This is a genomic window from Haloferax sp. Atlit-109R, from assembly GCF_003665865.1.
Classification (GTDB): domain Archaea; phylum Halobacteriota; class Halobacteria; order Halobacteriales; family Haloferacaceae; genus Haloferax; species Haloferax volcanii.
In genome coordinates, this window is sequence record NZ_QPLO01000001.1 from 578,024 (window position 1) to 596,984 (window position 18,961).

An 18,961-nucleotide genomic window follows, 5' to 3' on the forward strand; every position below is an offset into this window, starting at 1 on the left:
AGACCGCGGCCGAACCCCCCGCTTCGCTATATTCAAGTACAGTTTCGCCAATGAAATTCTAGTGGCAGTCACGTTCGACCTCTTCGGCACGCTCGTCGACGCCGAGTACCCGTCAGATCCCGGTTCGGCGGTCGCGGACGCGCTCCGCGAGTACGGCGTCGCCGTCCCCGACGACTGGGACGACGCCTACCGCGAGGTTCACATCGACGCGCCCGAGGGCGCGGAGGTCCCGCTTCCGGCGCACGTCGCCGCGGCGCTCCGGTCTCGGGGCGTCGACTCGCCGGACAACGCCGCTCGTCGCGCGGTCATCACGGCGTTCGACCCCGAGGTGACGACCCGTCCCGGCGCGGTCGACGCGGTCGCGGCTGCCCGCGAGGCCGGCGCGGTCGGCCTCCTCTCGAACTGTTCGGTCCCCGAACTCGTCGCGCGGACGCTCATCCGGTCGGACCTCGACCGGCGCGGCTTCGACGACATCACGACGAGCGTCGCCTGCGGCTGGCGGAAACCCCACCGGCAGGCGTTCGAGGCGGCGGCCCGCGGCCTCGGGGTCGACGCGGCCGAGTTGCTCCACGTCGGCGACGACCCGGACGCAGACGGCGGTATCGAGGCGGTCGGCGGCCGGTTCGTGAACCTCCGGGAGACGACGCTCGAATCGGTCGCGGCGAGGCTGCGAGCCGGGGAGGACCCGTGCCCGTGACCGCCGCGGCCGCCGTCGTCGCCGCCGCGGCGCTGGACCGAGGGTTCGCCGAACCGCCGGCGCGCGTCCACCCGGTCGCGCTGTTCGGCCGACTCGTCTCGCCCGTCGACCGCGAGTGGTCCCGTCCGACGCTCGTCGGCGCGGTCACGGCCGTCGCGCTTCCGGCGCTCGCCGCGGGCGTCACCGCGGCTGTGACGTGGGGCGCGACGCTCGTCTCGCCGTGGCTCGGCGCGGCCGTCGCGGCGCTCGCGCTGTTTTCGACCACGAGCCTCCGGATGCTCCTCGACGCGGCCGCGGCGGTCGTCTCGGCTACGGCGGACGAATCCGACCTCGATACCGCCCGGTACGAACTCCGGGCGCTGGCCGGGCGCGACCCGTCGTCGCTGTCGGCGGCCGATATCCGGAGCGCCGCCGTCGAGAGCGCCGCCGAGAACCTCGCCGACGGCCTCGTCGCCCCGTTGCTCGCGTTTACGCTCTTCGCGCCCGTCTCGCTCCCGCTCGCGGTCGGCGCGGCCGCGTGGGTGAAGGGCGTCAACACGCTCGATTCGATGCTCGGCTACCGACACAAGCCGGTCGGCCGCGTCCCGGCCCGCCTCGACGACGCGGTGATGTGGCTTCCGGCGCGCGTCGCGGCCGTCTTACTGGCCGTCGTCGCCGGCGCGCCGGCCACGGTGACGCGGGTCGGCGGGTTGGCGCGACGACCGTCGTCGCCCAACTCGGGGTGGCCGATGGCGACGCTCGCGGTCCTGCTCGAGACGCGACTGGAAAAGCCCGGGCACTACCTGCTCGACGGGGGGCCCGAGGCTCCCGACGCGGCGACCGCCGCGCGGGGCGTCCGACTCGTCTCGCGGGCCGGCCTCCTCGCGTTCGCCGTCGCGGGGGTGGTCGCGTGGTTCTGACCGCCCTCCGCGGCGCGCTCGGCTTCCTCACTCGCCTCCCCGTCGGCGGCGACGAGGCGAACTGGGACGCTTTCAGGCGCGCGCCCGTGGCGTTTCCGCTCGCCGGCTACGTCGTCGGCGCGCTGGCCGCGCTCCCGTTGTTGCTCCCGTTGCCGATTCCGACCGCGGCCGCGCTGTACCTCGTGACGCTGTATCTCGTGACGGGCGTCACCCACGCCGACGGCCTCGCGGACCTCGGCGACGCCGCGGTCGTCCACGGCGACGCCGACCGCCGGCTGTCGGTCCTGAAGGATTCGCAGACGGGCGTCGGCGGCCTGCTCGCGTTCGGGCTGACGCTCGTCGTCCTCGCGCTCGGCGCGTTCGGCCTCGCCGGTGCGGGCGGTCGCGTCGGCCTCACGGCCGCCGTCGCAATCGCGCTCGCCGCCGAGGTCGGCGCGAAAGCCGGCATGGCGACGCTGGTCTGTCTCGGCGCGCCCGCCCACGAGGGACTCGGCTCGGCGCTCGTCGGCGAGAACAGTCCGTCGGGGCTGCTCGCCGTCGCCGTGGCCTGTCTCCCGCTCGTCGCGCTCGCGCCGGTCACGGGCGGCCCCGCCGTCGTCGCGGCGCTCTGCTGCGGGCCGGTCGTCGCGCTGCTCGTTCGCTCGTGGGGCCGCGCCCGACTCGGCGGCGTCTCGGGCGACCTGCTGGGCGCGACGAACGAACTGGCCCGCGCCGCGGCCGTCCACGCGGGGGTGGTGACGTGGACGCTCTCGTGATGTGCGGCGGCCGCGGCACCCGCCTCGACGCGCCGGTCGAAAAGCCGCTCGTGGACATCTGCGGGCGACCCATGCTCGACCGGGTCGCCGCGGCGCTCCGCGAGTCGAGCGCCGAGACCGTCCGCGCCGTCACCTCGCCGCACACGCCGAACACCCGCGAGCGCGCCGCCGACCTCGGTCTCGACCCCATCGAGGCTCCCGGCGACGGCTACGTCTCCGACCTCGGATTCGCGCTCGACCGCGTCTCCCGGCCGGTCGTCACCGTCGTTTCCGACCTCCCGCTCGTGGCTCCCGAACACGTCGATGCGGTCGTTTCGGCCGCGGACGGCGGGGCCGCCACCGCGTGCGTCCCCGTCGAACTGAAGCGCGACCTCGGAGCCAGCGTCGACGACGCGCTCGTCTTCGACCACGAGGGGACCGCCGTCTGCCCGACCGGGCTGGGCGTCGTCGGCCCCGCGGCCGCGGACGCGACAATTGATACCGACGCAGACACCGACACCGACACCGACACGCACTCGACCATGTACCTCTCCACAGACACCCGACTGGCACTCAACGTGAACCGCCCGACAGACATCGAACTCGCGGAGGACCGATGCGAGTAGTCCTCGTCGCCGGCACGACCGAGACGGCGAAGATACCCGGTATCAGCGCCGCCGGCGCGGAGCCGTCGCTCGTCGGCCACACGCCGAGCGCGGACGCCGAAATCATCGAGTACGGCGAGCCCGTCCGCTCGCCGGTGACGCCGGTCAGCCCGATGGGCTGTCCGACGCCCGCGGCCGTCACCCGCGCCGTCAAGCAGCTCACCGGCTTCGACGTGCTCACCGTGGACGCCGGCCTCGCGAAGCCGAGCGCCGCGCCGACCATCGACGTGGGCGCGCGACCCGGCCGCGACATCCGCGAGAGCGAACCGGTCCCGACCGCGCCCGGCGCGTTCGAGGCGGCCCGGCGGATGGGCCTCGCGCTCCCCGAAGACGAACTCGTCATCGGCGAGACCGTCCCCGGCGGGACGACCACCGCGCTCGCCGTGTTCCGCGCGCTCGGCGAGGAGTTCCCCGTCTCGTCGTCGCTCCCGGACAACCCCACGAGCCTGAAAGAGGAGGTCGTCGCCGAGGCGTTCGAAGCCAGCGACGTCGAACCCGGCTTCGCGGCTCACAAACCCCGGCGCGCCGCCCGCTACCTCGGCGACCCGGTGCTTCCGGTCGTCGCCGGCCTCACCGTCGGCGCGCTCGAAACCGGCATCGACGTGACGCTCGGCGGCGGGACCCAACTGCTCGCGGCCGCCGCGCTCGCTCGCCACGCCGGCGCGAACGGCGACCTGACGCTCGCAACGACATCGTACCTCGCCGAGGACGTGCCCGAGTTGGCCGACGCCGCCGAGGCGTTCGACCTCGAACTGACGGTCACCGACCCCGGCTTCGAGACGCACCCGCTGGACCGCTACGCCGCCGGCGAGGCAAAGGAGGGCGCGGGCATGGGCGGCGCGCTCATGCTCGCCGACCGGATGGGCGTCCTCGACGACGTGGAGGCGGCCACGCTCGACGTGCTCTCCACGCTGGACCCCGAAGCCGTCGAGACCGGAACCGGAACCGCGGCGGCCGACGCCGGCGGAGCCGACGCTGGCGGCGTCGACGCCGACGCAGACATCGACGATGGACCCTGAGTCCGTCCGGGCGGGGAGCCGCGTCCCCCACGGCGGGACGACCGACCCGACCGTTCTCGACTTCAGCGCGAACACGAACCCCGAGCGCCCCGACGGCGTCGAGGCGGTGTACCGCGAGGCGTTCGACGCCTCGACCCGCTACCCCGACGACGACTACGCCGACTTTCGGGGGGCCGCCGGCGACTACGTCGGCTGTGTCCCCGAGGCGGTCGTGCCGACCGCCGGCGGCCTCGAAGCCCTGCGACTCGCGTTCGAAGTGACGCTCTCGCCGGGCGACACCGCGCTCGTCCCCGAACCGAGCTTCGGGGAGTACGACCGCGAGATTCGCCTGCAAGGGGCGGAGCCGGTGGCGGTCGCCCACGACGCGATTCTCGACGCCGACCCCGCGGACCACGCGGTCGCGGTCGTCTGCACGCCGAACAACCCGACGGGCGAACTCGCGCCCGCCGACGACCTCCGGGCGTTCGCGGCGCGCTGTCGGGAGGCGGAGACGACGCTCGTCGTCGACGAGGCGTTTCTCGACTTCACCGACGAACCGAGCCTCGCGGGCGAACCCGGCGTCGTCGTCGCCCGGTCGCTGACGAAGATGTTCGGACTGCCGGGCATCCGCGCCGGGTTCGCCGTCGCCACCGGCGACCTCGGCGACCGGCTCGCCGTCGCCCGGCGGGCGTGGTCGCTCTCGACGCCCGCGGCCGCCGTCGGCGCGTACTGCATGGACGACGCCGAGTTCGTCTCGCGAACGCGAGCGCGCGTCTCGGCCGAGCGCGAGCGACTCCGCGAGACGCTGTCCGACGCCTTCGCGGTGTCCCCGTCGGACGCGCCGTTTCTCCTCGTGGACGTCGGCGACCGCGACGTCGACGCGGTGGTCGAGACCGCCCGCGACCGCGGGGTCGCCGTCCGGGACGCGACGACGTTTCCGACGCTCGACTCGCACGTCCGCGTCGCGGTGAAACGCCCCGACGAGAACGACGAACTGCTCCGGGCGCTCGCCGCCGTCGCCGACGATGTTTGAGACGGCGCGCCGCGACGGCGTCTGCCGACTCGCCCGGCCGGAGACGCGCTGGCTCTCGACGGGCTACGCCGGGGGCGACTCGCGGGCGGACGCCGCGTTCAACGTCACCGTCCCCGAGGGCTGGCCCGAGACCGACCTCGACGCGTACGTCGAACGGCGGCTCTCGGCGGCCGGCTTCGACGAGCGCGGGCCGACGCTCCTGACGGGCGTCGGGCAGGAACACGCCCGGCGCGCCCGGTTCGGCCCGGTCGAAGTCGTCGCCACCGCGGGCGTGTCGAACCCGGCGGAACTCCCGATAGACGACGACCCGCGCGAGTGGGGAGACGCGTCGGACGCGCCTGACGCGGCGGCCGGCGACGACCGAGACGACCGAGACGACCGAGACGACCGAGACGACCCGGTCGGAACGGTCAACGTCTTCGTCGGGACGACACGGTCGCTGGAGCCGGGCGCGCTCGCGAACCTCGTCGCCGTGGCCGCCGAGGCGAAGGCGGCGACGCTCCTCGCGCGCTGCGGCGCGCCGGGGACGACGACCGACGCGGTCGTCGCCGCGTGCGACCCCGCCGGCGACCCGGCGACGTTCTCGGGGAGCGCGACCGAGGTCGGCAACGCGGCCCGGGTCTGCGTCCGCGACGCGGTGCTCGCGAGCCTCGGTTCGCGGTACGACGCCGGGCCGATACCGCGGGGCGTCGACGAGGCGAACTACGGCGTCGTCGCTGACGACCGCGCGACCGTCGCTCCGATTTGAGAACCGCCGGCGAAACGCGTTTCCGGCCGAAGAATCCACGGTGGTAGCTAAGTGGTCCCCGGAGAAGCCTTGATTATGGTTGGTAGCTAGCAGGTCGGTATGGACCCCGGTTCCGTTTCCGACGTCGACCACGTGACTCACGGCGGGACCGCCGACCACTCGCTCGTCGATTTCAGCACCGGTTCGAACCCCGAACACCCGTCCGGCCTCGCTGGCGTCTACGAATCGGCGCTCGCCACGGCGCGGCGGGACTCGCTGGACGACTACTCGCGGTTCCGCGTCGCCGCCGCGGAGTTCGTCGGCTGCAACCCCGACGAGGTCATCCCCGCCGCTGGCGTCATCGAAGCGCTCCGACTCGCCGTCGGCGTGACCGTCTCGCCCGGCGACAGCGTGGCGCTTCCGGCCCCTTGCTGCGGCGAGTACGCCCGCGAAATCCGGCTTCAGGGGGGCGACCCGGTCCACGTTCCGCACGACCGCCTCCTCGAAACCGTCGACCCCGCCGAGCACGCGGCGGTGATTCTCAGCTATCCCGCCAACCCGGTCGGGACCGCGTACCCGCGAGACGAGCTTCGGGCGTTCATCGACGGCTGCCGCCGGGCCGACACGCCCGTCATCGTCGACGAGACGTACCTCGGCTTCACGCGCCTCCCGAGCACGGCCGGCCTCGACGGCGTCATCGCGCTCCACTCGGTGACGAACGTCTTCGGCGTCCCCTCGCTCCGCGCGGGCTTCGCGGCCGCGACGGGCGACCTCGGTGACCGGCTCTCGCGGGCGCGCTGTACGTGGGTGCTTTCGGCTCCGGCGGTGGAGGTTGCGACGTTCTGTCTCGAACAGGAGGCTTTCCTCGAAGCCACGCGGAACCGGGTCGAACGGGAGCGCCCGAGGGTGATTGCGGGGCTGGACCAGCTCGGCTACGACCCGCACCCCGCCGACAGCGCGCTCGTGTTGTTCCGCGCCGACGACGTCGATTGCGTCCTCCGCGAGACCCGACGGCGCGGCTTCGCCGTCCGCGACGCCCGCGACTATCAGGGCCTCGACTCGCACGTCAGAATCAGCGTCCGCCGCCCGGACGAAAACGACCGCTTGCTCGACGCGCTCGCCGAGGCGTCCTGAGCAACCGCGTCACCCACCGACCGCTCGCCGGGGCGCGAACGCCGACTCACCGACGACTCGCCGCCGAGCCGACGCCAGCCGACGGTCGCAGTTCCGTCCCGGATGGGGCCGCGGAACTCGGTTGCACGCCGCGATTCGAACCGCCGTCACCGATTCAGGTACACGATGAACGCGATGGTGAGGAGGGTCGCGTACACCGCGAACGTCGAGTCCTCGACTGCGAAAGCGAACGATTGGATGACAATTCTGAACATCGGTGGTCGTTTCACACACTGTTGGCCTCACTATTAATGCTTGTTACTAGTTGGCACGATATTCGTCGGCGCGCGTCCACCCCCGTTCCGAACACTTATGCGAAATCGCCGGGCACGTGGGGGCATGGTCGAGGCGTTCGCCGTCGCCAGCGGGAAGGGCGGCACCGGGAAGACGACGAGTACGCTCGCGCTGGGGATGGCGCTCGCCGAGGAGTACGACGTGACCGTCATCGACGCGGACACGGGCATGGCGAACCTGCTTTTCCACGCCGGATTGGACGACGCCGACGTGACGCTCCACGACTTACTCATCGACGACCACGACGCCGCGGTGTCCGACGCGGTGTACGAGCGGTTCGGGCTGTCTGTCGTCCCCTGTGGGACGAGTCTCGCGGCGTTCGAGGCCGCGGACCCCGGTCGCCTCCGCGACGTGGTCGCCGAGCTCGCGGCCGACACGGACGTGTTGCTCCTCGATTCGCCCGCCGCGCTCGGTTCCAAGAGCGCGGTGCTCCCCGTCGTCCTCGCGGACCGCATCGTCGTCGTCCTCCAGCCCACCGTGCCGTCTCTGTCCGACGGGCTGAAAGTCCAGGAGTACGCCCACTCCTACGGCACCGACACGGCGGGCGTGGTGTTCAACCGCGTGCGCCCCGACGAGAACGTGGAGACAATCGCCGAGCAGGCCGGCCGCTACTTCGGGGGACAGACGCTCGCGTCGGTCCCCGAGAGCGACGCGGTCCGCGCGGCCCGCCGCGAGGGCAAACCCCTCCTCGCGCACGCCCCCGACGACCCGGCGGCCGACGCCTTCCGCGAGGCGGCCGCCCGACTCGACGTGCGCGACGGCGACGGCCGCGAGGTCGCAGAGCGGTTCAAGAGCGCCGTCGTCCCCGAGCGAATATGAGAATCCCGCGGGGCGAACTCCGTCGGTCGCGCGTCGTCGACGACGCGGCGGCGGTGCTTCGGACGGTGCTCGACGAGGAACTCACCGGCTACGTCGTCTTCGAGCCGCAGGACGCGCTCCTGCTCGGCGAGACCACCCGCGGCGTCGTCACGTTCGAAGACGGAGTTCCGGTCCTCGCCTACGACACGGAACGCGAGGTCGGCGGCCGCGACGGGCTGGAGGGGTTCGCCGTCACCGGCCCGACCCGCGCCGCGGTCCACGCCGTCGACGCCGCGGAGCTCGCGGACGCCCACGAGGTCGAGGCGTTCCGCGTCCCGCCGGGCGAGCCGGCCCGCATTCTCGCCGGCGACGAGCGGTTGGCGACGAAGACCCTCGACGCCGCCCCCGCCGCGCGCCGCGAGGAGAGCCGCGACCAGAGCGCGGTCGAAGCGTTCCTCGCCGACGCCGACGCCATCGAGGAGATTCGGTCCGAGGCCCGCGAGGAGGCCCGCGCGAGGGCGTCGGAGTGGGGGCTCGACGACGTGCTGGCGGACGGCGCCGACGAGTCGGCCGCGATAGACGCCGGCCCGGACAGTCGCTGACACGCTTCTCGACGGTTGAGAACCGTCTTCTGTGGCTATCGCTCTGCGGCGTCTCCCTCTAGGTATGTCCACCGAGAAATCCCAGACCCAGAACCAGACCCTGACGTTCGCCGTCGCCGCGGCGGCCGAATCACCGACCGAGACCCGCGTCTCCGTCCGCGACTTCGAGTTCGTCGTCGACGAGCCCGAATCGCTGGGCGGGGCGAACGCCGGCCCGAACCCCGTCGAGTACGTCCTCGGCGCGCTCGCCGGCTGTCTGAACGTCACGGCCCACGTCGTCGCCCGCGAGATGGACCTCGACGTTCGCGACCTCGAAATCGCCATCGAGGGCGACCTGAACCCCGCGACGTTCATGGGCAAGCGCGAGGACGGCCGCGCCGGCTACCAAGAGATTCGCGTCGCGGTCACCGCCGACGTCGACGCCGACGCCGAAACCATCGACGCGTGGCTCGCCGCGGTCGAAGCGCGCTGTCCGGTCAGCGACAACCTGCGCAACGCGACGCCGCTCGCGCTCTCGTTCGACCGGCGGTAGCTGCCGCACTCGCGTCGCCGTCGCCGCCGCGGGAATCGCCCGTCGACCGCGCCGCCTGTTTCGTTTTTCGCCGTCACCACGGGGACAGAGCCAAACCGCCGTCACCCGTAGCTCCCCTGTGACCGTTTTGCGCCTCCTTCGACTCCGCCGGCCCGCCGACTTCGCGGACTGGTACCGAATCGGTGCCGAGTACGTCCACGACGTGGCTGCGGGCATGGGCCTCCGCGTCGGCGACTTCGAGTCGCGGGTGGTCCGCGCGACGGACGCCATGCGCGCGGGGCGAACCGACCTGCCCCCGGACCTCGCCCGCTCCGTCGCCGCAGACCTACTGGCCGACGCGGCGTTCTGCGACCCGTTCTGTCAGTGGATGCCGCTGTGGTACGAACTCGGCCTCGCGGCCCCGTGCGCCTACGCCGACTACCGACTCCGGCGGGTCGCCGAGCAGTACGCCGACGACCTCCCGCACCTGTCGGTGCCGCGGTTCTCCCGCCCCGAAGACGTGTACGTCGACGGCCGCCCCGCGACGGCGTGCGTCGACGGCTTCGCCGAGCGGTTCGTCCTCGCCGACGCCGTCCTCCACCTGGAGTGGTTCGTCTACGTCGCCCGCGAGTCGGGCATCTTCGTCCCGCCGCTGTTGGTCGAGCGAACCCGCGAGCAGACCGTCGCCTACTACGCCGGCCGGCGGGAGGAACTCGACCCCGACGTGCGGAGCTTCCAGCGACTGCTGTTTTCGGACGACGAGTGGGTCCGCCGCATCGCCGACGTGTACGACCTCGACAGCGTCCTGTTCGACTACTGGGAGCGAATCCTCGCACAGGAGCGCCGCCGCCTTTCGACGTTCGACGGCTGACCGTTCGGCCGCCAGGCGTGTGTTCTGAACACACGCAGCATATGACATTTGAAAAATGTTTTAATGGAGGACGTTGTAGCGTCTACTGCAGGTAGATACCTGCACTTGGGTTGCGTATACAGGGGAGGTTTTCCCCAGTGTCCGTGGAGTGCGGGCGGGTGCCCGGTCGTCCGCGCTCTTCCTTCTCATCCGTCGAGCCGTGCGGCCGCCGCGCAAAACATATCGGTCTCGGCGGGTCTCACGCCGTGGGCGGTTCGACAGCGCCGAGTTGCGTGAGCATGCCGAGCATGTCCGGTTGGACCCACCGCTCGGCAATCACGCCGTCTTCGATGCGGGTAAACACCATGTTGCCGACTTCGATGGGCTTCCCGGTCGGTTCGATACCCATGAACGCGCCGTCGTGGGTCCCGCGGAGCGTGACGCGCATGGCGACCGTGTCGCCGTCGGTAATCGCGTCTTCGACCGTCGCGGAGAAGTCGCTGAACGACTCCTTGAGTCCCGAAATCTGGGCTTTGAGTTCGTCGCGTCCGCGGACCTCCCCGAGCGGACTGTGGTCGAGGACGTCCTCGGCGCAGATTTCGTCGATGAGGCCGACGCTCCCCTCGCTCGCGACTTCCTCCGGGAAGCGTCGCGCGATTCGTTCGTTCCCCGTCGGTGTCGGTGTCGGTGTGCTTGCTGATGCCATTCTTGTTCTCTCCTCTCCGTCGCACCCGTCCGCAGACCGCAGCGTTCTCGCGTACCGCCGGCGGCGGATACACCGAACCCTACGCTGTGTGAGCTGTTAACTATTCTCTATGCATCTCTCGGCGTCCAGCAGACAGTACTGCTCTTAACAGACACAACAAAGGGACAGAAGACGAGCGTCGTTTGGTTCTCTCGAATTGAGTTTTGGACGACCTCTATCGAATCTCCAATACGCTGTGTAACCGAAATAAGTAGTGGCAATTCGCGAGTGATATCTTCGGACTTAGATTTTTCAAACACACGCCCCCTGAATTCCCCCGATTCGATACTGTATGACATATGCATTACTCTGTTCTCGGGTCGACCTCCCGGCGCGGTAATCTTTGTAGCGAACCTGTGCACATTTCGGGCCGACGCGCGTACGGCGAACCCTCAGCGATGACTCTCTCACAGCAGACGGGGCGGCGGCCGCGCCCGGGGCCGGTGCCCGACCCGTTCGAACGCAATACGTATATGGGTGTGCTCGCACGAACTTCGACAATGAACGACGCGTTAGTACGGTGTTGGACAGATGAGTGAGGTCCACAACGACGTGCAGGCGTACACGCTTCGACTCGAACTGGTCGACGAACCCGGCGAACTCCTGCGGTCGCTGCAACCCATCGCCGAACACGGGGGGAACCTCCTCTCGATTTTCCACGAGCGCGGCAACGTCACCCCGCGCGGCTACATCCCGGTGGAAGTCGACATCGAGGCGACGCCCGACCGCTTCGACAACATCGTCGAGGGGCTGAGCGACGCCGGCATCAACGTCATCCAGGCCGGCACCGAGCGGTACAGCGAGCGCCTGACCATCATCCTCTCGGGACACCTCATCGAGACGGACCTCTCCGACACGCTGACGCAGATCGAGGCGACGCGGAACGCGACCGTCACCGATATCTCGCTGTCCGCACCCGCCGGCTCTATCGACGTCTCCAGCGCCCGCTTCCAACTGGCCGCCGAATCGGGGTCGACCGAAGACGTCCTCTCGGCCATGCGCGACATCGCCGACGAGAAGGACCTCCAGCTCGTCGAGCCGCTGACTGTGGGGGGTCGCGCGTGAGGCTCTGCGTCCTCGGTGCCGGTGCGGTCGGCAGCGCCGTCGTCGAACTCGCCGCCGAACACGGCCACGTCGTGACCGCGTTCGCTGACTCCGACAGCGCCGTCGTCGACGCCGACGGCATCGACGCCGACGCGGTGCTGTCGAAGAAGCGAGAAGACGGCGTGGTCGGGGATGCCGACCCCGAATCGGTGTTCGACGCCGACTACGACGTGTTAGTGGAGGCGACGCCGACGACGCTCGGTGACGCCGAACCCGGCTTTTCGCACGTCGAGCGCGCGCTAGCCGACGACTGCCACGTCGTCTTGGCGAACAAAGGCCCGGTCGCGGAACGCTACGCCGACGTGCGTGCGCTCGAAGCCGACAGCGAGGGGACCGTCCGCTTCGGCGCGACCGTCGGCGGCGCGCTCCCCATCCTCTCGACTATCGAGGACGTGGGCCCGTCGCGCGTGTCGGCGGTGTACGGCGTGCTGAACGGGACGGCGAACTTCGTCCTCTCGCGGATGGCCGCCGAGGGACTCGACTACGAACACGTCCTCGCGGAGGCACAGGACCTCGGCGTAGCGGAGGCCGACCCGGCCTTCGACGTCGACGGCACGGACACGGCGCTCAAGGGCGTCATCGTCGCCAACGTCCTCGCCGAGGGCGAGACGGAGTTCACGCTCGGCGACGCCGAAGTCGAGGGGATTCAGGAGCTCTCGGGGGGGATGCTCGACCTCGCGCAGGAAGACGGCCAGACGATTCGACTCATCGTCGAAGTCGCGGACGGTTCGGTCCGCGTCGGCCCGCGACTGGTGTCCGCAAACGGGGCGGTCGCCCCGTCGGGGACGGAAAACGCCGTCCAAATCGAAGCCGACTACTGCGGCCGACTGGGCATCACCGGGCGCGGGGCCGGCGGTCCAGAAACGGCGAGCGCGGTGCTGACGGACGTCGAGCGGCTTGCTGACTGACGCCGGGCGACGAGTACGAGTTCGCGGCGAGAAGAGATGAAACGAGTCTGCTGCGGGCGGCCGCAGGTCGCCGGCGTCAGTCCGAGAGCGTCAGTTCCTTCGGCACCGACACCTCGCTCCGAATCGTGTCGATGACCTGTCCGTCGACGCGCTCGTTTTTGGTGAGTTCGATGAGCGAGGCGAGCTTTTCGAGCGGAATCTGCCCCGGCGCGTAGTCGTTGTCGTCCGCGAGGAGGGGCGCGTAGCCGAGCTTCGACCCGTAGAGATGGCCGATGACGCGGGTGTGACTCCCGAGTTCGCCCATCGAGATACCGGCCACGTCGATGCCGCGGTTGGTCGCGTCGTTGACGGCCTCCAAGAGCGTGAGCGTGTCGCGCTGGTTTTGGGGGTACACCGCCACCTTCGCAACGTCACCGAACTCCGCGCACTGCTCGATGATGGCGTCGAGCACCTCGCGGTCGGGCGTCTCATCGAAGTCGTGATGCGAGATGATGAGCTGCACGTCGTTCTCGCGGAACTCGTGGGCCAGCCACTCCTTGGCGCGGACGGTTTCGAGTTCGATGTCGACGAACTCCACGGCGTCGTACCGAGATGCGGAAAACAGGTCGTCCAATCGTCCGGTGTCGCTTGCCTTCCCCCCGAACCATCGTGCGCGATTGGTCGCGATTATCGGGAGTTCGCCGTCGTACGCGGCGAGTTGTTCGAGCGGGTCGTCCGCTTGGTCCATTCGGAATTCGATGAGGTCTGCCACCCCTCGTGCGTCTACCTCTCGTGTGAGGTCGTTTGTTGTCGCCGCCAGTGCAGACTCGTCGAGTTTCATGTGAACGCCTATCATCCCATCGCCTATAAATCTTAGCTGTCGACGCAAGAGTTCTCACCCCCTCGTAGGCGGTGAGAGACGCCGTTTTCGGCGGTTTCTCCGGAATGTTCATCGAATATATCGGCTATGAGCCGACGATTATGAGGCGCTGATTTGAACACTGTCGAGAAACCTTCGGCGTTCGGCGTCAACGCTCGGCTATCTGTTCTCCGACGACGCGACCGGACACCGGCAGTCGGCGTCTGCCGGCGACCGACGTGGGCGCGCGCAGTCGGTGAGCCACCCGGTCGAGTCGTTCGGTCGCCCGGCCGTCCGACCACCCCGACCCGAACGGCGTCTCGCCCGGACGAGTTGGTCCTACTCGGTCGAATTATCTCTGATTTCTTTGAGTACTGTATTTCTGATAGTATCACCGTCTCGTCGGCACAACACTCCCGTGTCGGGCCGGTCCGAAACACCGACAGTCGCGGACGATTCCGCGGACGAACCGCCCGGTTCGACGCGGTCGACCCGTCGATTCGCCGTCCCCGACTCGACGGGCTCACCGGGCCGCAGAGACCCACTCGACGAGGTTCGACAGCTTTTCGAGGTCGATGTCGTTCGGAGCGCGCTCGTCGCTGACGATGGGTGCATAGGCGATGGACGCACCGTAGAACACGCCGATAACGCGGGTGTGGCGGCCGATTTCGCCCAGCGCGTAGCCGGTAACTCGCATCCCCCGTTCGGAGGCGGTATTGAACGACTGCAACAGCGCGAGCGAGTCGGTTTTCTCCTCGGCGGTGACGACGAGCTTCGCCACGTCGCCGTAGTTATTACAATCTGATACTATCTGCAAAAGTTCCGTCTTCTGAGGTTTCTCGTGGCGGTCGTAGTGGGAGACGATGAGTTCGACGTCCTGCTCGCGCAGTTCGTCTCGGAGCCATCCGCACTCACGAATCGTCCGCAGTTCCACGTCGACCATCTCGACGGCGTCGAACGCGGCGGCGGCCACGAGGGTCTCCAGCCGGTCGGACTCGGCGGCGGTTCCACCGGCCCACTCCGGCCGGTTCGAGACGATGAGCGGAACCGACCCGTCGTACTCGTCGAGCGCGTCGAGCGGGGTGGTCGCCCCGTCCATCCGGAACTCGACGTAGTCCGCGATGCCTTCCGCGGCCGCCGCTTCGGTCAGCGTCTCGGTCACTCCGGCCAACGCGTATGCGTCCGCAGCCATGGAACTTGATACCAAGCACTCGTATAAAAATAGTTCCCCGCCGAGCGCGTTTCGCCGTCACCTGTCAGTCCCTCGAAACCCGACACACAGTCACGCACGCCGCCGTTTTGACAATGTTGGAACCATCCGAGAGTCACGAATCTCGGTCGACGACGGCGTTTCGCGGATAACTATGACAAACTTAATCCTGTAATTATCATGGTCTTACAGACCATATTTGTTTCAACGATGTCGAAATACGGACGGTCGAAGCGGCGCGTTTCCGAGCGAGACGAACTTACCGCCGCCACCAAGATTTAAATCGGGGAGTTCCGTATCCCTCAGTATCGATGGTTACGCAGCAAGTCCTAGTCACGGGTCCGTTCGGTGAGGCGGGCGAAGCGATTCTCAACCACCTCGCGGAACGCGACGAGTACGAGTTCACGTATCTCGACCGGACCGAACACCCGGAGTACGAGACGTTCGTCGCAGACATCGCGGATTACGAGGCTATCCGCCCGGCGTTCGACGGGCAGGACGCCGTCATCCACCTCGCCGCGCAGTCCGACGCGGGCGCGGCCTTCGAGGATATCATCGAGCCGAATATCATGGGCACGTACAACGTCCTCAAGGCGATGGAGGACGCCGGCGTCGAGAAGCTCATCTACGCCTCCTCCCAGCGCGTGATGGGGCTGTACGAGGAGGACCTCGCGCCCGACCTCTACGAGGAGGACTATCCCAGCGAGTACGACCCGCTTCGGCTCACCCACGAGACGCTCCCGAAGCCCGACGGCTACTACGGTGCCTCGAAGATGTTCGGCGAGCACATCTGCCGGACGCACGCCCGCCGCGACGGCGCGCCGAGCCAGGTCTACTCGATTCGCATCTCCAGCGTGCGGACCGAGCAGTACGACCACCCCTACGGCGACGCTGAGCGCGGCGTCGACCGCGGCGACGAGCACAAAGTCGAGGACGGCGAGGTGTGGGACCAGTCACAGACGGGCTCGTGGGAGCGCGGGAGCGACGAGTACGAGGAGATGGTCAAGCGGCTCAAGGCGACGTGGACCTCGCAGCGTGACTTCGCGCACCTGCTCGAATGCTGTCTCGAAGACGACTCGGTCACCTACGACACGTTCTACGCGGTGAGCGGCAACAAGGCTCGCTGGTTCGACACCGACCACGCGAAGGCGGTCCTCGACTACGAACCGGCCGACGACGGCTCCGAGTGGGACAGCCCTCCCGAGTGAGACGACGGGAGATCGCCGCCGAGCGCAGCGACCGCGGCCGACGGCGCTTCGGTCGCCCGCTCAGTACTGCTTGATTTTCAGCTCGATGATGTTCTTCTTGTTCAGGAGCGCCGGGCCGAGTTCTTCTTCGATGCGGCCGTCCTCGATGCGGCTCATCGGGCCGCTGATGCTTATCGCGCCGACGGCGTCGTCCGGCTCGGAGACGATGGCGGTGCCGACCGCGCAGACGCCGGGGTAGTGTTCGCCGCGGTTGATGGAGTAGCCCCGGTCGCGAATCTCCGCGAGTTCCTCGTGGAGCGCCTCGCGGTCGGTGATGGTGTCGTCGGTCAGGGCCGGGAGGCCGCGGCGGTCGACGATGCGGTCGACCTCGTCCCGCGAGCGCTTCGCGAGCATCGCCTTCCCCGTCGCCGTCGAGTGGAGGTAGAGGTGGTCGCCGAGCGGCGCGTCGTCGTCGATGGACTCCGGGCTCTGGGCCTTGTAGAGCTGGACGGCGAACCCGTTTTGCTCGACCGTCACGTTGGTGTGCTCGCCGGTCTGTTCTTTCAGTTCGTCGAGTTCCGGCTTGGCGACCCGGTACAGCGCCATCCCGTCGCGCATCGACCCGCCCATCTCGAGGAACCGCAGGCTGCAATGGTACTCGCTTCCGACCTTGACGACGTAGTCGGTGTCCACGAGCGTCGCCAGATGGATGTGCGCCGTGCTGACCGGCAGCTCCATGTCCTCGGCGGTCTCCGACAGCGTCGCGCCGTCGACTTCGCGGAGATATCGGATGATGTCGAACGCCTGTTCGACGCTCTGTATCCGCCGCGAGCCCGACCCGGTGGAGTTCGTCATGACTTGACGATGGGCCACCGCGTCCCTAATAGCACCGATTCGTTTCAACGATGTTGGAGTTCGGCGGGTCGAACGTCCTGTCCGCCGGGGTCGCGTGGCCGACGCGTCGCTCGCGACTGGTCTGGGTTCGGGAAAAACGCGGGTCGCGCGGGTGGCATGACAGTCGACGTGCGGACTGTTCGAGTCGGTCGTCGTCGCGGCTCGCCGCGTCTTCGGTGACGTTACTGAATCGAGTCTTCGGGACCGACGATGGTCAGGTTCTCGAACAGTTCGTCGTAGCCGTTGAGTTCGTAGAGGTACTCGCCCTCGAGGACTTCCTCGCGGACGGAATCTTCGGCGCTGAGCTTCTCGTGTGCGCGTTCGAGGACTTCCTCGGCTCCCTCACGGGGAATGACCGCGAGCCCGTCGTCGTCGCCGATGACGATGTCGCCGGGGTCGACGCTGACGCCGCCGACGGAGACGGTGACGTTGATGGAGCCGGGGTCCTGCTTGAGCGGTCCCTGCGGATTGACGCCGCGGCCGTACACCGGGAACTCCATCTCGGCGATTTCGCGGCTGTCGCGGTACGCGCCGTCGATGACCAGTCCGGCGAGGCCGTTGGCCTGACACGAGGTGCACATCAGTTCGCCGACGTGGCCGGTGTCGGTGTAGCCGTCGCAGTCGATGATGAGCACGTCGCCGGGCTCGGTCAGCGTAATCGCCTTGTGGATGATGAGGTTGTCGCCGGGCGCGGCCTTCACCGTGACCGCGGTCCCGGCCATCTCGACGCCGTCGTAGGCTGGCCGGAGGCCGGCGTCCATGGTCAGTCCGATGTTGCCGGTCACGTCGGAGACGATGGTGCTCGGAATCTCCTCGAACGCCTCGACGAGTTCGCGGTCCGGTCGCTCTACGTCGAGCTCTATCGTGTGCATACCCGACTCGATGCGGACGATTTACGTTAAACTATCGGTCGGTCGAACGCTTGCGGTCCGCGTCGCGGGTCGCGGGTCGCGAGAGCGCTGTGAGGACCGCCGCCGCTCGCGGTGTGGAGCCGACGAAAAGAGAAGGGCGCAGGTACGTGTCGAGTCGGGTGCCTCTGTCGCGGGGAACGGGATTCGATGGCGGCGGTGGCGACGTTACTGCTCTTCGATGCCGAGTTCGTCGACGAGGTTGCCGTAGAACTCGTACTGCTGGTCGAGGAAGTCCTGAAGCTCGTCGGGGCCGCGTTCGACGCGGATGAAGTTGTTGTTCTCCATGAACTCCACGAACGAGTCGTCCTCGTAGACGGCGCTGTACACGTCGGCGAGCTGTTGCTTCAGTTCGTCGTCGATGCCGGCGGGCGCGAAGTGCGCGAGCCACGAGCCGATGGAGATGTCGAGACCCTGGTCTTGGAGCGTCGGCGTGTTCGGGAGCGCCTCGACCTGCTGGTCGAACGCCACGCCGAGGGCGGACAGTCCGCCGTCTTGGACCTGCGGCGCGACCTCGGCCGCGCCGACCGCGGTACAGTCGACCTCGCCGTTCACGACGGCCGTCATAGCCGGGGCGGCACCCTCGTAGGAGATGTGCTCGACGTTGACGCCGGCCTCGCTGGCGATGCCGGCCGCCGCCATGTGCCACGACGACCCGAACCCGGAGTTCGCCATTTGCAGGGTGTTGTCCTGCCCGTAGCTGATCCACTCGTCGAGCGTGGAGAACTCGGCGTCCTCGCTGACGACGAGCGCCGCGGGGAACTCGGTGTACTGCATGATGGGCGTGATGTCGTCGGGGCTGAGGTCGGCGATACCGAGGTGCTCGAACAGCGCAATCTCGGGGGCAGTACAGCCGATGGTGTGCCCGTCGGGCTCGGCGTTGGCCGCCGCGTTCATCCCGACCGAGCCGGAGCCGCCGGTCTGGTTGCTGACGTTCCACGAGACATCGGTGTGGTTCTCAGCCGCGTCTGCGACCGCGCGGCTCGTTCGGTCGGCTCCGCCCCCGGCGGACCACGGCGAGATAACCTCGACCGGACGGGAGGGCCACTCTTGCTCTCCCGAGAGGCTGCCGAGACAGCCGGCCGAGAGCGCAACCCCGCCGACGCCGGCGGCCTTGATGAAGTTCCGTCTGTTCAGCGCGCTCCGTCCACTCCGATTGCTAATGGTGTCGTCTCCCATTGTACCC

General features: G+C 68.8%; 21 protein-coding genes. 15 read left to right on the forward strand and 6 right to left on the reverse strand.

What is annotated here, in order from left to right; genetic code table 11:
* Window positions 1-61: 61 nt before the first annotated feature.
* The 12 genes from DVK03_RS03055 (at window position 62) to DVK03_RS03110 (ending at window position 10,002) form a co-directional block, all read left to right on the forward strand.
* Window positions 62-697: an HAD family hydrolase gene (locus DVK03_RS03055; RefSeq protein WP_004044348.1), complete on the forward strand. Its 636-nt coding sequence runs from the start codon at window positions 62-64 to the stop codon at window positions 695-697.
* Window positions 688-1,596: an adenosylcobinamide-phosphate synthase CbiB gene (gene cbiB / locus DVK03_RS03060; RefSeq protein ID WP_004065186.1), complete on the forward strand. Its 909-nt coding sequence runs from the start codon at window positions 688-690 to the stop codon at window positions 1,594-1,596. The genes DVK03_RS03055 and cbiB overlap by 10 nt, the downstream gene beginning before the upstream one ends.
* Window positions 1,587-2,351 carry an adenosylcobinamide-GDP ribazoletransferase gene (cobS, locus tag DVK03_RS03065; protein ID WP_004065184.1) on the forward strand — a complete coding sequence of 255 codons (765 nt, stop codon included), beginning with the start codon at window positions 1,587-1,589 and terminating at the stop codon, window positions 2,349-2,351. The genes cbiB and cobS overlap by 10 nt, the downstream gene beginning before the upstream one ends.
* Window positions 2,351-2,956: an NTP transferase domain-containing protein gene (locus DVK03_RS03070; RefSeq protein WP_115802195.1), complete on the forward strand. Its 606-nt coding sequence runs from the start codon at window positions 2,351-2,353 to the stop codon at window positions 2,954-2,956. The genes cobS and DVK03_RS03070 overlap by 1 nt, the downstream gene beginning before the upstream one ends.
* Window positions 2,947-4,014 (forward strand): nicotinate-nucleotide--dimethylbenzimidazole phosphoribosyltransferase, encoded by a 1,068-nt coding sequence (locus DVK03_RS03075; RefSeq protein ID WP_115802196.1) that lies wholly within the window; start codon window positions 2,947-2,949, stop codon window positions 4,012-4,014. The genes DVK03_RS03070 and DVK03_RS03075 overlap by 10 nt, the downstream gene beginning before the upstream one ends.
* Complete coding sequence (cobD, locus tag DVK03_RS03080) at window positions 4,004-5,026, forward strand: threonine-phosphate decarboxylase CobD (RefSeq protein ID WP_115802197.1); 1,023 nt, start codon at window positions 4,004-4,006, stop codon at window positions 5,024-5,026. Before DVK03_RS03075 ends, cobD begins: the two co-directional genes overlap by 11 nt.
* Window positions 5,019-5,774, forward strand: coding sequence for an adenosylcobinamide amidohydrolase (locus tag DVK03_RS03085; protein ID WP_115802198.1), 756 nt, complete (start codon window positions 5,019-5,021; stop codon window positions 5,772-5,774). The genes cobD and DVK03_RS03085 overlap by 8 nt, the downstream gene beginning before the upstream one ends.
* Before the next feature lie 99 nt (window positions 5,775-5,873).
* Entirely contained in the window at window positions 5,874-6,887 is a 1,014-nt protein-coding gene (locus DVK03_RS03090) for a histidinol-phosphate transaminase (RefSeq protein ID WP_115802199.1), read from the forward strand.
* A 378-nt stretch (window positions 6,888-7,265) separates the two neighbouring features.
* Window positions 7,266-8,039 (forward strand): P-loop NTPase, encoded by a 774-nt coding sequence (locus DVK03_RS03095; protein WP_115802200.1) that lies wholly within the window; start codon window positions 7,266-7,268, stop codon window positions 8,037-8,039.
* Complete coding sequence (locus DVK03_RS03100) at window positions 8,036-8,620, forward strand: hypothetical protein (protein ID WP_006600671.1); 585 nt, start codon at window positions 8,036-8,038, stop codon at window positions 8,618-8,620. Before DVK03_RS03095 ends, DVK03_RS03100 begins: the two co-directional genes overlap by 4 nt.
* A gap of 64 nt (window positions 8,621-8,684) precedes the next feature.
* Entirely contained in the window at window positions 8,685-9,152 is a 468-nt protein-coding gene (locus DVK03_RS03105) for an OsmC family protein (RefSeq protein ID WP_115802201.1), read from the forward strand.
* A 118-nt stretch (window positions 9,153-9,270) separates the two neighbouring features.
* Window positions 9,271-10,002, forward strand: a complete 732-nt coding sequence (locus DVK03_RS03110; RefSeq protein ID WP_004065151.1) for a hypothetical protein — start codon at window positions 9,271-9,273, stop codon at window positions 10,000-10,002.
* Window positions 10,003-10,240: 238 nt separating this feature from the next.
* Here the strand turns inward: DVK03_RS03110 and DVK03_RS03115 are convergent, their stop codons facing one another.
* Window positions 10,241-10,687 (reverse strand): ester cyclase, encoded by a 447-nt coding sequence (locus DVK03_RS03115; RefSeq protein ID WP_115802202.1) that lies wholly within the window; start codon window positions 10,685-10,687, stop codon window positions 10,241-10,243.
* Window positions 10,688-11,257: 570 nt separating this feature from the next.
* On the opposite strand from DVK03_RS03115, the gene DVK03_RS03120 reads away from it, so the two are divergent.
* On the forward strand, window positions 11,258-11,791 hold the full coding sequence (locus tag DVK03_RS03120) for a hypothetical protein (protein ID WP_004065146.1): 534 nt from the start codon (window positions 11,258-11,260) through the stop codon (window positions 11,789-11,791).
* Window positions 11,788-12,738, forward strand: coding sequence for a homoserine dehydrogenase (locus tag DVK03_RS03125; protein WP_115802203.1), 951 nt, complete (start codon window positions 11,788-11,790; stop codon window positions 12,736-12,738). Before DVK03_RS03120 ends, DVK03_RS03125 begins: the two co-directional genes overlap by 4 nt.
* A gap of 76 nt (window positions 12,739-12,814) precedes the next feature.
* Here DVK03_RS03125 and DVK03_RS03130 read toward each other — a convergent pair whose 3' ends face one another.
* Together DVK03_RS03130 and DVK03_RS03135 are read right to left on the reverse strand one after the other, a co-directional pair.
* Complete coding sequence (locus tag DVK03_RS03130) at window positions 12,815-13,489, reverse strand: type I 3-dehydroquinate dehydratase (RefSeq protein ID WP_004044332.1); 675 nt, start codon at window positions 13,487-13,489, stop codon at window positions 12,815-12,817.
* Between the two features lie 610 nt (window positions 13,490-14,099).
* Window positions 14,100-14,768 (reverse strand): type I 3-dehydroquinate dehydratase, encoded by a 669-nt coding sequence (locus tag DVK03_RS03135; RefSeq protein ID WP_115802204.1) that lies wholly within the window; start codon window positions 14,766-14,768, stop codon window positions 14,100-14,102.
* Between the two features lie 329 nt (window positions 14,769-15,097).
* Between DVK03_RS03135 and DVK03_RS03140 the strand changes: the two genes are divergently transcribed.
* Window positions 15,098-15,994 (forward strand): NAD(P)-dependent oxidoreductase, encoded by an 897-nt coding sequence (locus tag DVK03_RS03140; RefSeq protein ID WP_004065139.1) that lies wholly within the window; start codon window positions 15,098-15,100, stop codon window positions 15,992-15,994.
* Between the two features lie 60 nt (window positions 15,995-16,054).
* Here the strand turns inward: DVK03_RS03140 and DVK03_RS03145 are convergent, their stop codons facing one another.
* The 3 genes from DVK03_RS03145 to DVK03_RS03155 form a co-directional block, all read right to left on the reverse strand.
* Complete coding sequence (locus tag DVK03_RS03145; protein ID WP_115802205.1) at window positions 16,055-16,828, reverse strand: IclR family transcriptional regulator; 774 nt, start codon at window positions 16,826-16,828, stop codon at window positions 16,055-16,057.
* 221 nt (window positions 16,829-17,049) lie between these two features.
* Window positions 17,050-17,739, reverse strand: coding sequence for a 4-carboxy-4-hydroxy-2-oxoadipate aldolase/oxaloacetate decarboxylase (locus DVK03_RS03150; RefSeq protein WP_115802206.1), 690 nt, complete (start codon window positions 17,737-17,739; stop codon window positions 17,050-17,052).
* A 204-nt stretch (window positions 17,740-17,943) separates the two neighbouring features.
* Window positions 17,944-18,954, reverse strand: coding sequence for a tripartite tricarboxylate transporter substrate binding protein (locus DVK03_RS03155; RefSeq protein WP_004044327.1), 1,011 nt, complete (start codon window positions 18,952-18,954; stop codon window positions 17,944-17,946).
* Window positions 18,955-18,961: the final 7 nt, after the last annotated feature.

Excerpts from the sequence above, each read along its gene's own strand:
- DVK03_RS03155 (WP_004044327.1), bottom strand. The coding sequence starts at position 18,954 with ATGGGAGACGACACCATTAGCAATCGGAGTGGACGGAGCGCGCTGAAC.
- DVK03_RS03095 (WP_115802200.1), top strand. The coding sequence starts at position 7,266 with ATGGTCGAGGCGTTCGCCGTCGCCAGCGGGAAGGGCGGCACCGGGAAG.
- DVK03_RS03140 (WP_004065139.1), top strand. The coding sequence starts at position 15,098 with ATGGTTACGCAGCAAGTCCTAGTCACGGGTCCGTTCGGTGAGGCGGGC.
- DVK03_RS03135 (WP_115802204.1), bottom strand. The coding sequence starts at position 14,768 with ATGGCTGCGGACGCATACGCGTTGGCCGGAGTGACCGAGACGCTGACC.
- DVK03_RS03100 (WP_006600671.1), top strand. The coding sequence starts at position 8,036 with ATGAGAATCCCGCGGGGCGAACTCCGTCGGTCGCGCGTCGTCGACGAC.
- DVK03_RS03075 (WP_115802196.1), top strand. The coding sequence starts at position 2,947 with ATGCGAGTAGTCCTCGTCGCCGGCACGACCGAGACGGCGAAGATACCC.
- DVK03_RS03115 (WP_115802202.1), bottom strand. The coding sequence starts at position 10,687 with ATGGCATCAGCAAGCACACCGACACCGACACCGACGGGGAACGAACGA.
- cobD (WP_115802197.1), top strand. The coding sequence starts at position 4,004 with ATGGACCCTGAGTCCGTCCGGGCGGGGAGCCGCGTCCCCCACGGCGGG.
- DVK03_RS03105 (WP_115802201.1), top strand. The coding sequence starts at position 8,685 with ATGTCCACCGAGAAATCCCAGACCCAGAACCAGACCCTGACGTTCGCC.
- DVK03_RS03090 (WP_115802199.1), top strand. The coding sequence starts at position 5,874 with ATGGACCCCGGTTCCGTTTCCGACGTCGACCACGTGACTCACGGCGGG.
- DVK03_RS03070 (WP_115802195.1), top strand. The coding sequence starts at position 2,351 with ATGTGCGGCGGCCGCGGCACCCGCCTCGACGCGCCGGTCGAAAAGCCG.
- DVK03_RS03085 (WP_115802198.1), top strand. The coding sequence starts at position 5,019 with ATGTTTGAGACGGCGCGCCGCGACGGCGTCTGCCGACTCGCCCGGCCG.
- DVK03_RS03120 (WP_004065146.1), top strand. The coding sequence starts at position 11,258 with ATGAGTGAGGTCCACAACGACGTGCAGGCGTACACGCTTCGACTCGAA.
- DVK03_RS03145 (WP_115802205.1), bottom strand. The coding sequence starts at position 16,828 with ATGACGAACTCCACCGGGTCGGGCTCGCGGCGGATACAGAGCGTCGAA.
- DVK03_RS03150 (WP_115802206.1), bottom strand. The coding sequence starts at position 17,739 with ATGCACACGATAGAGCTCGACGTAGAGCGACCGGACCGCGAACTCGTC.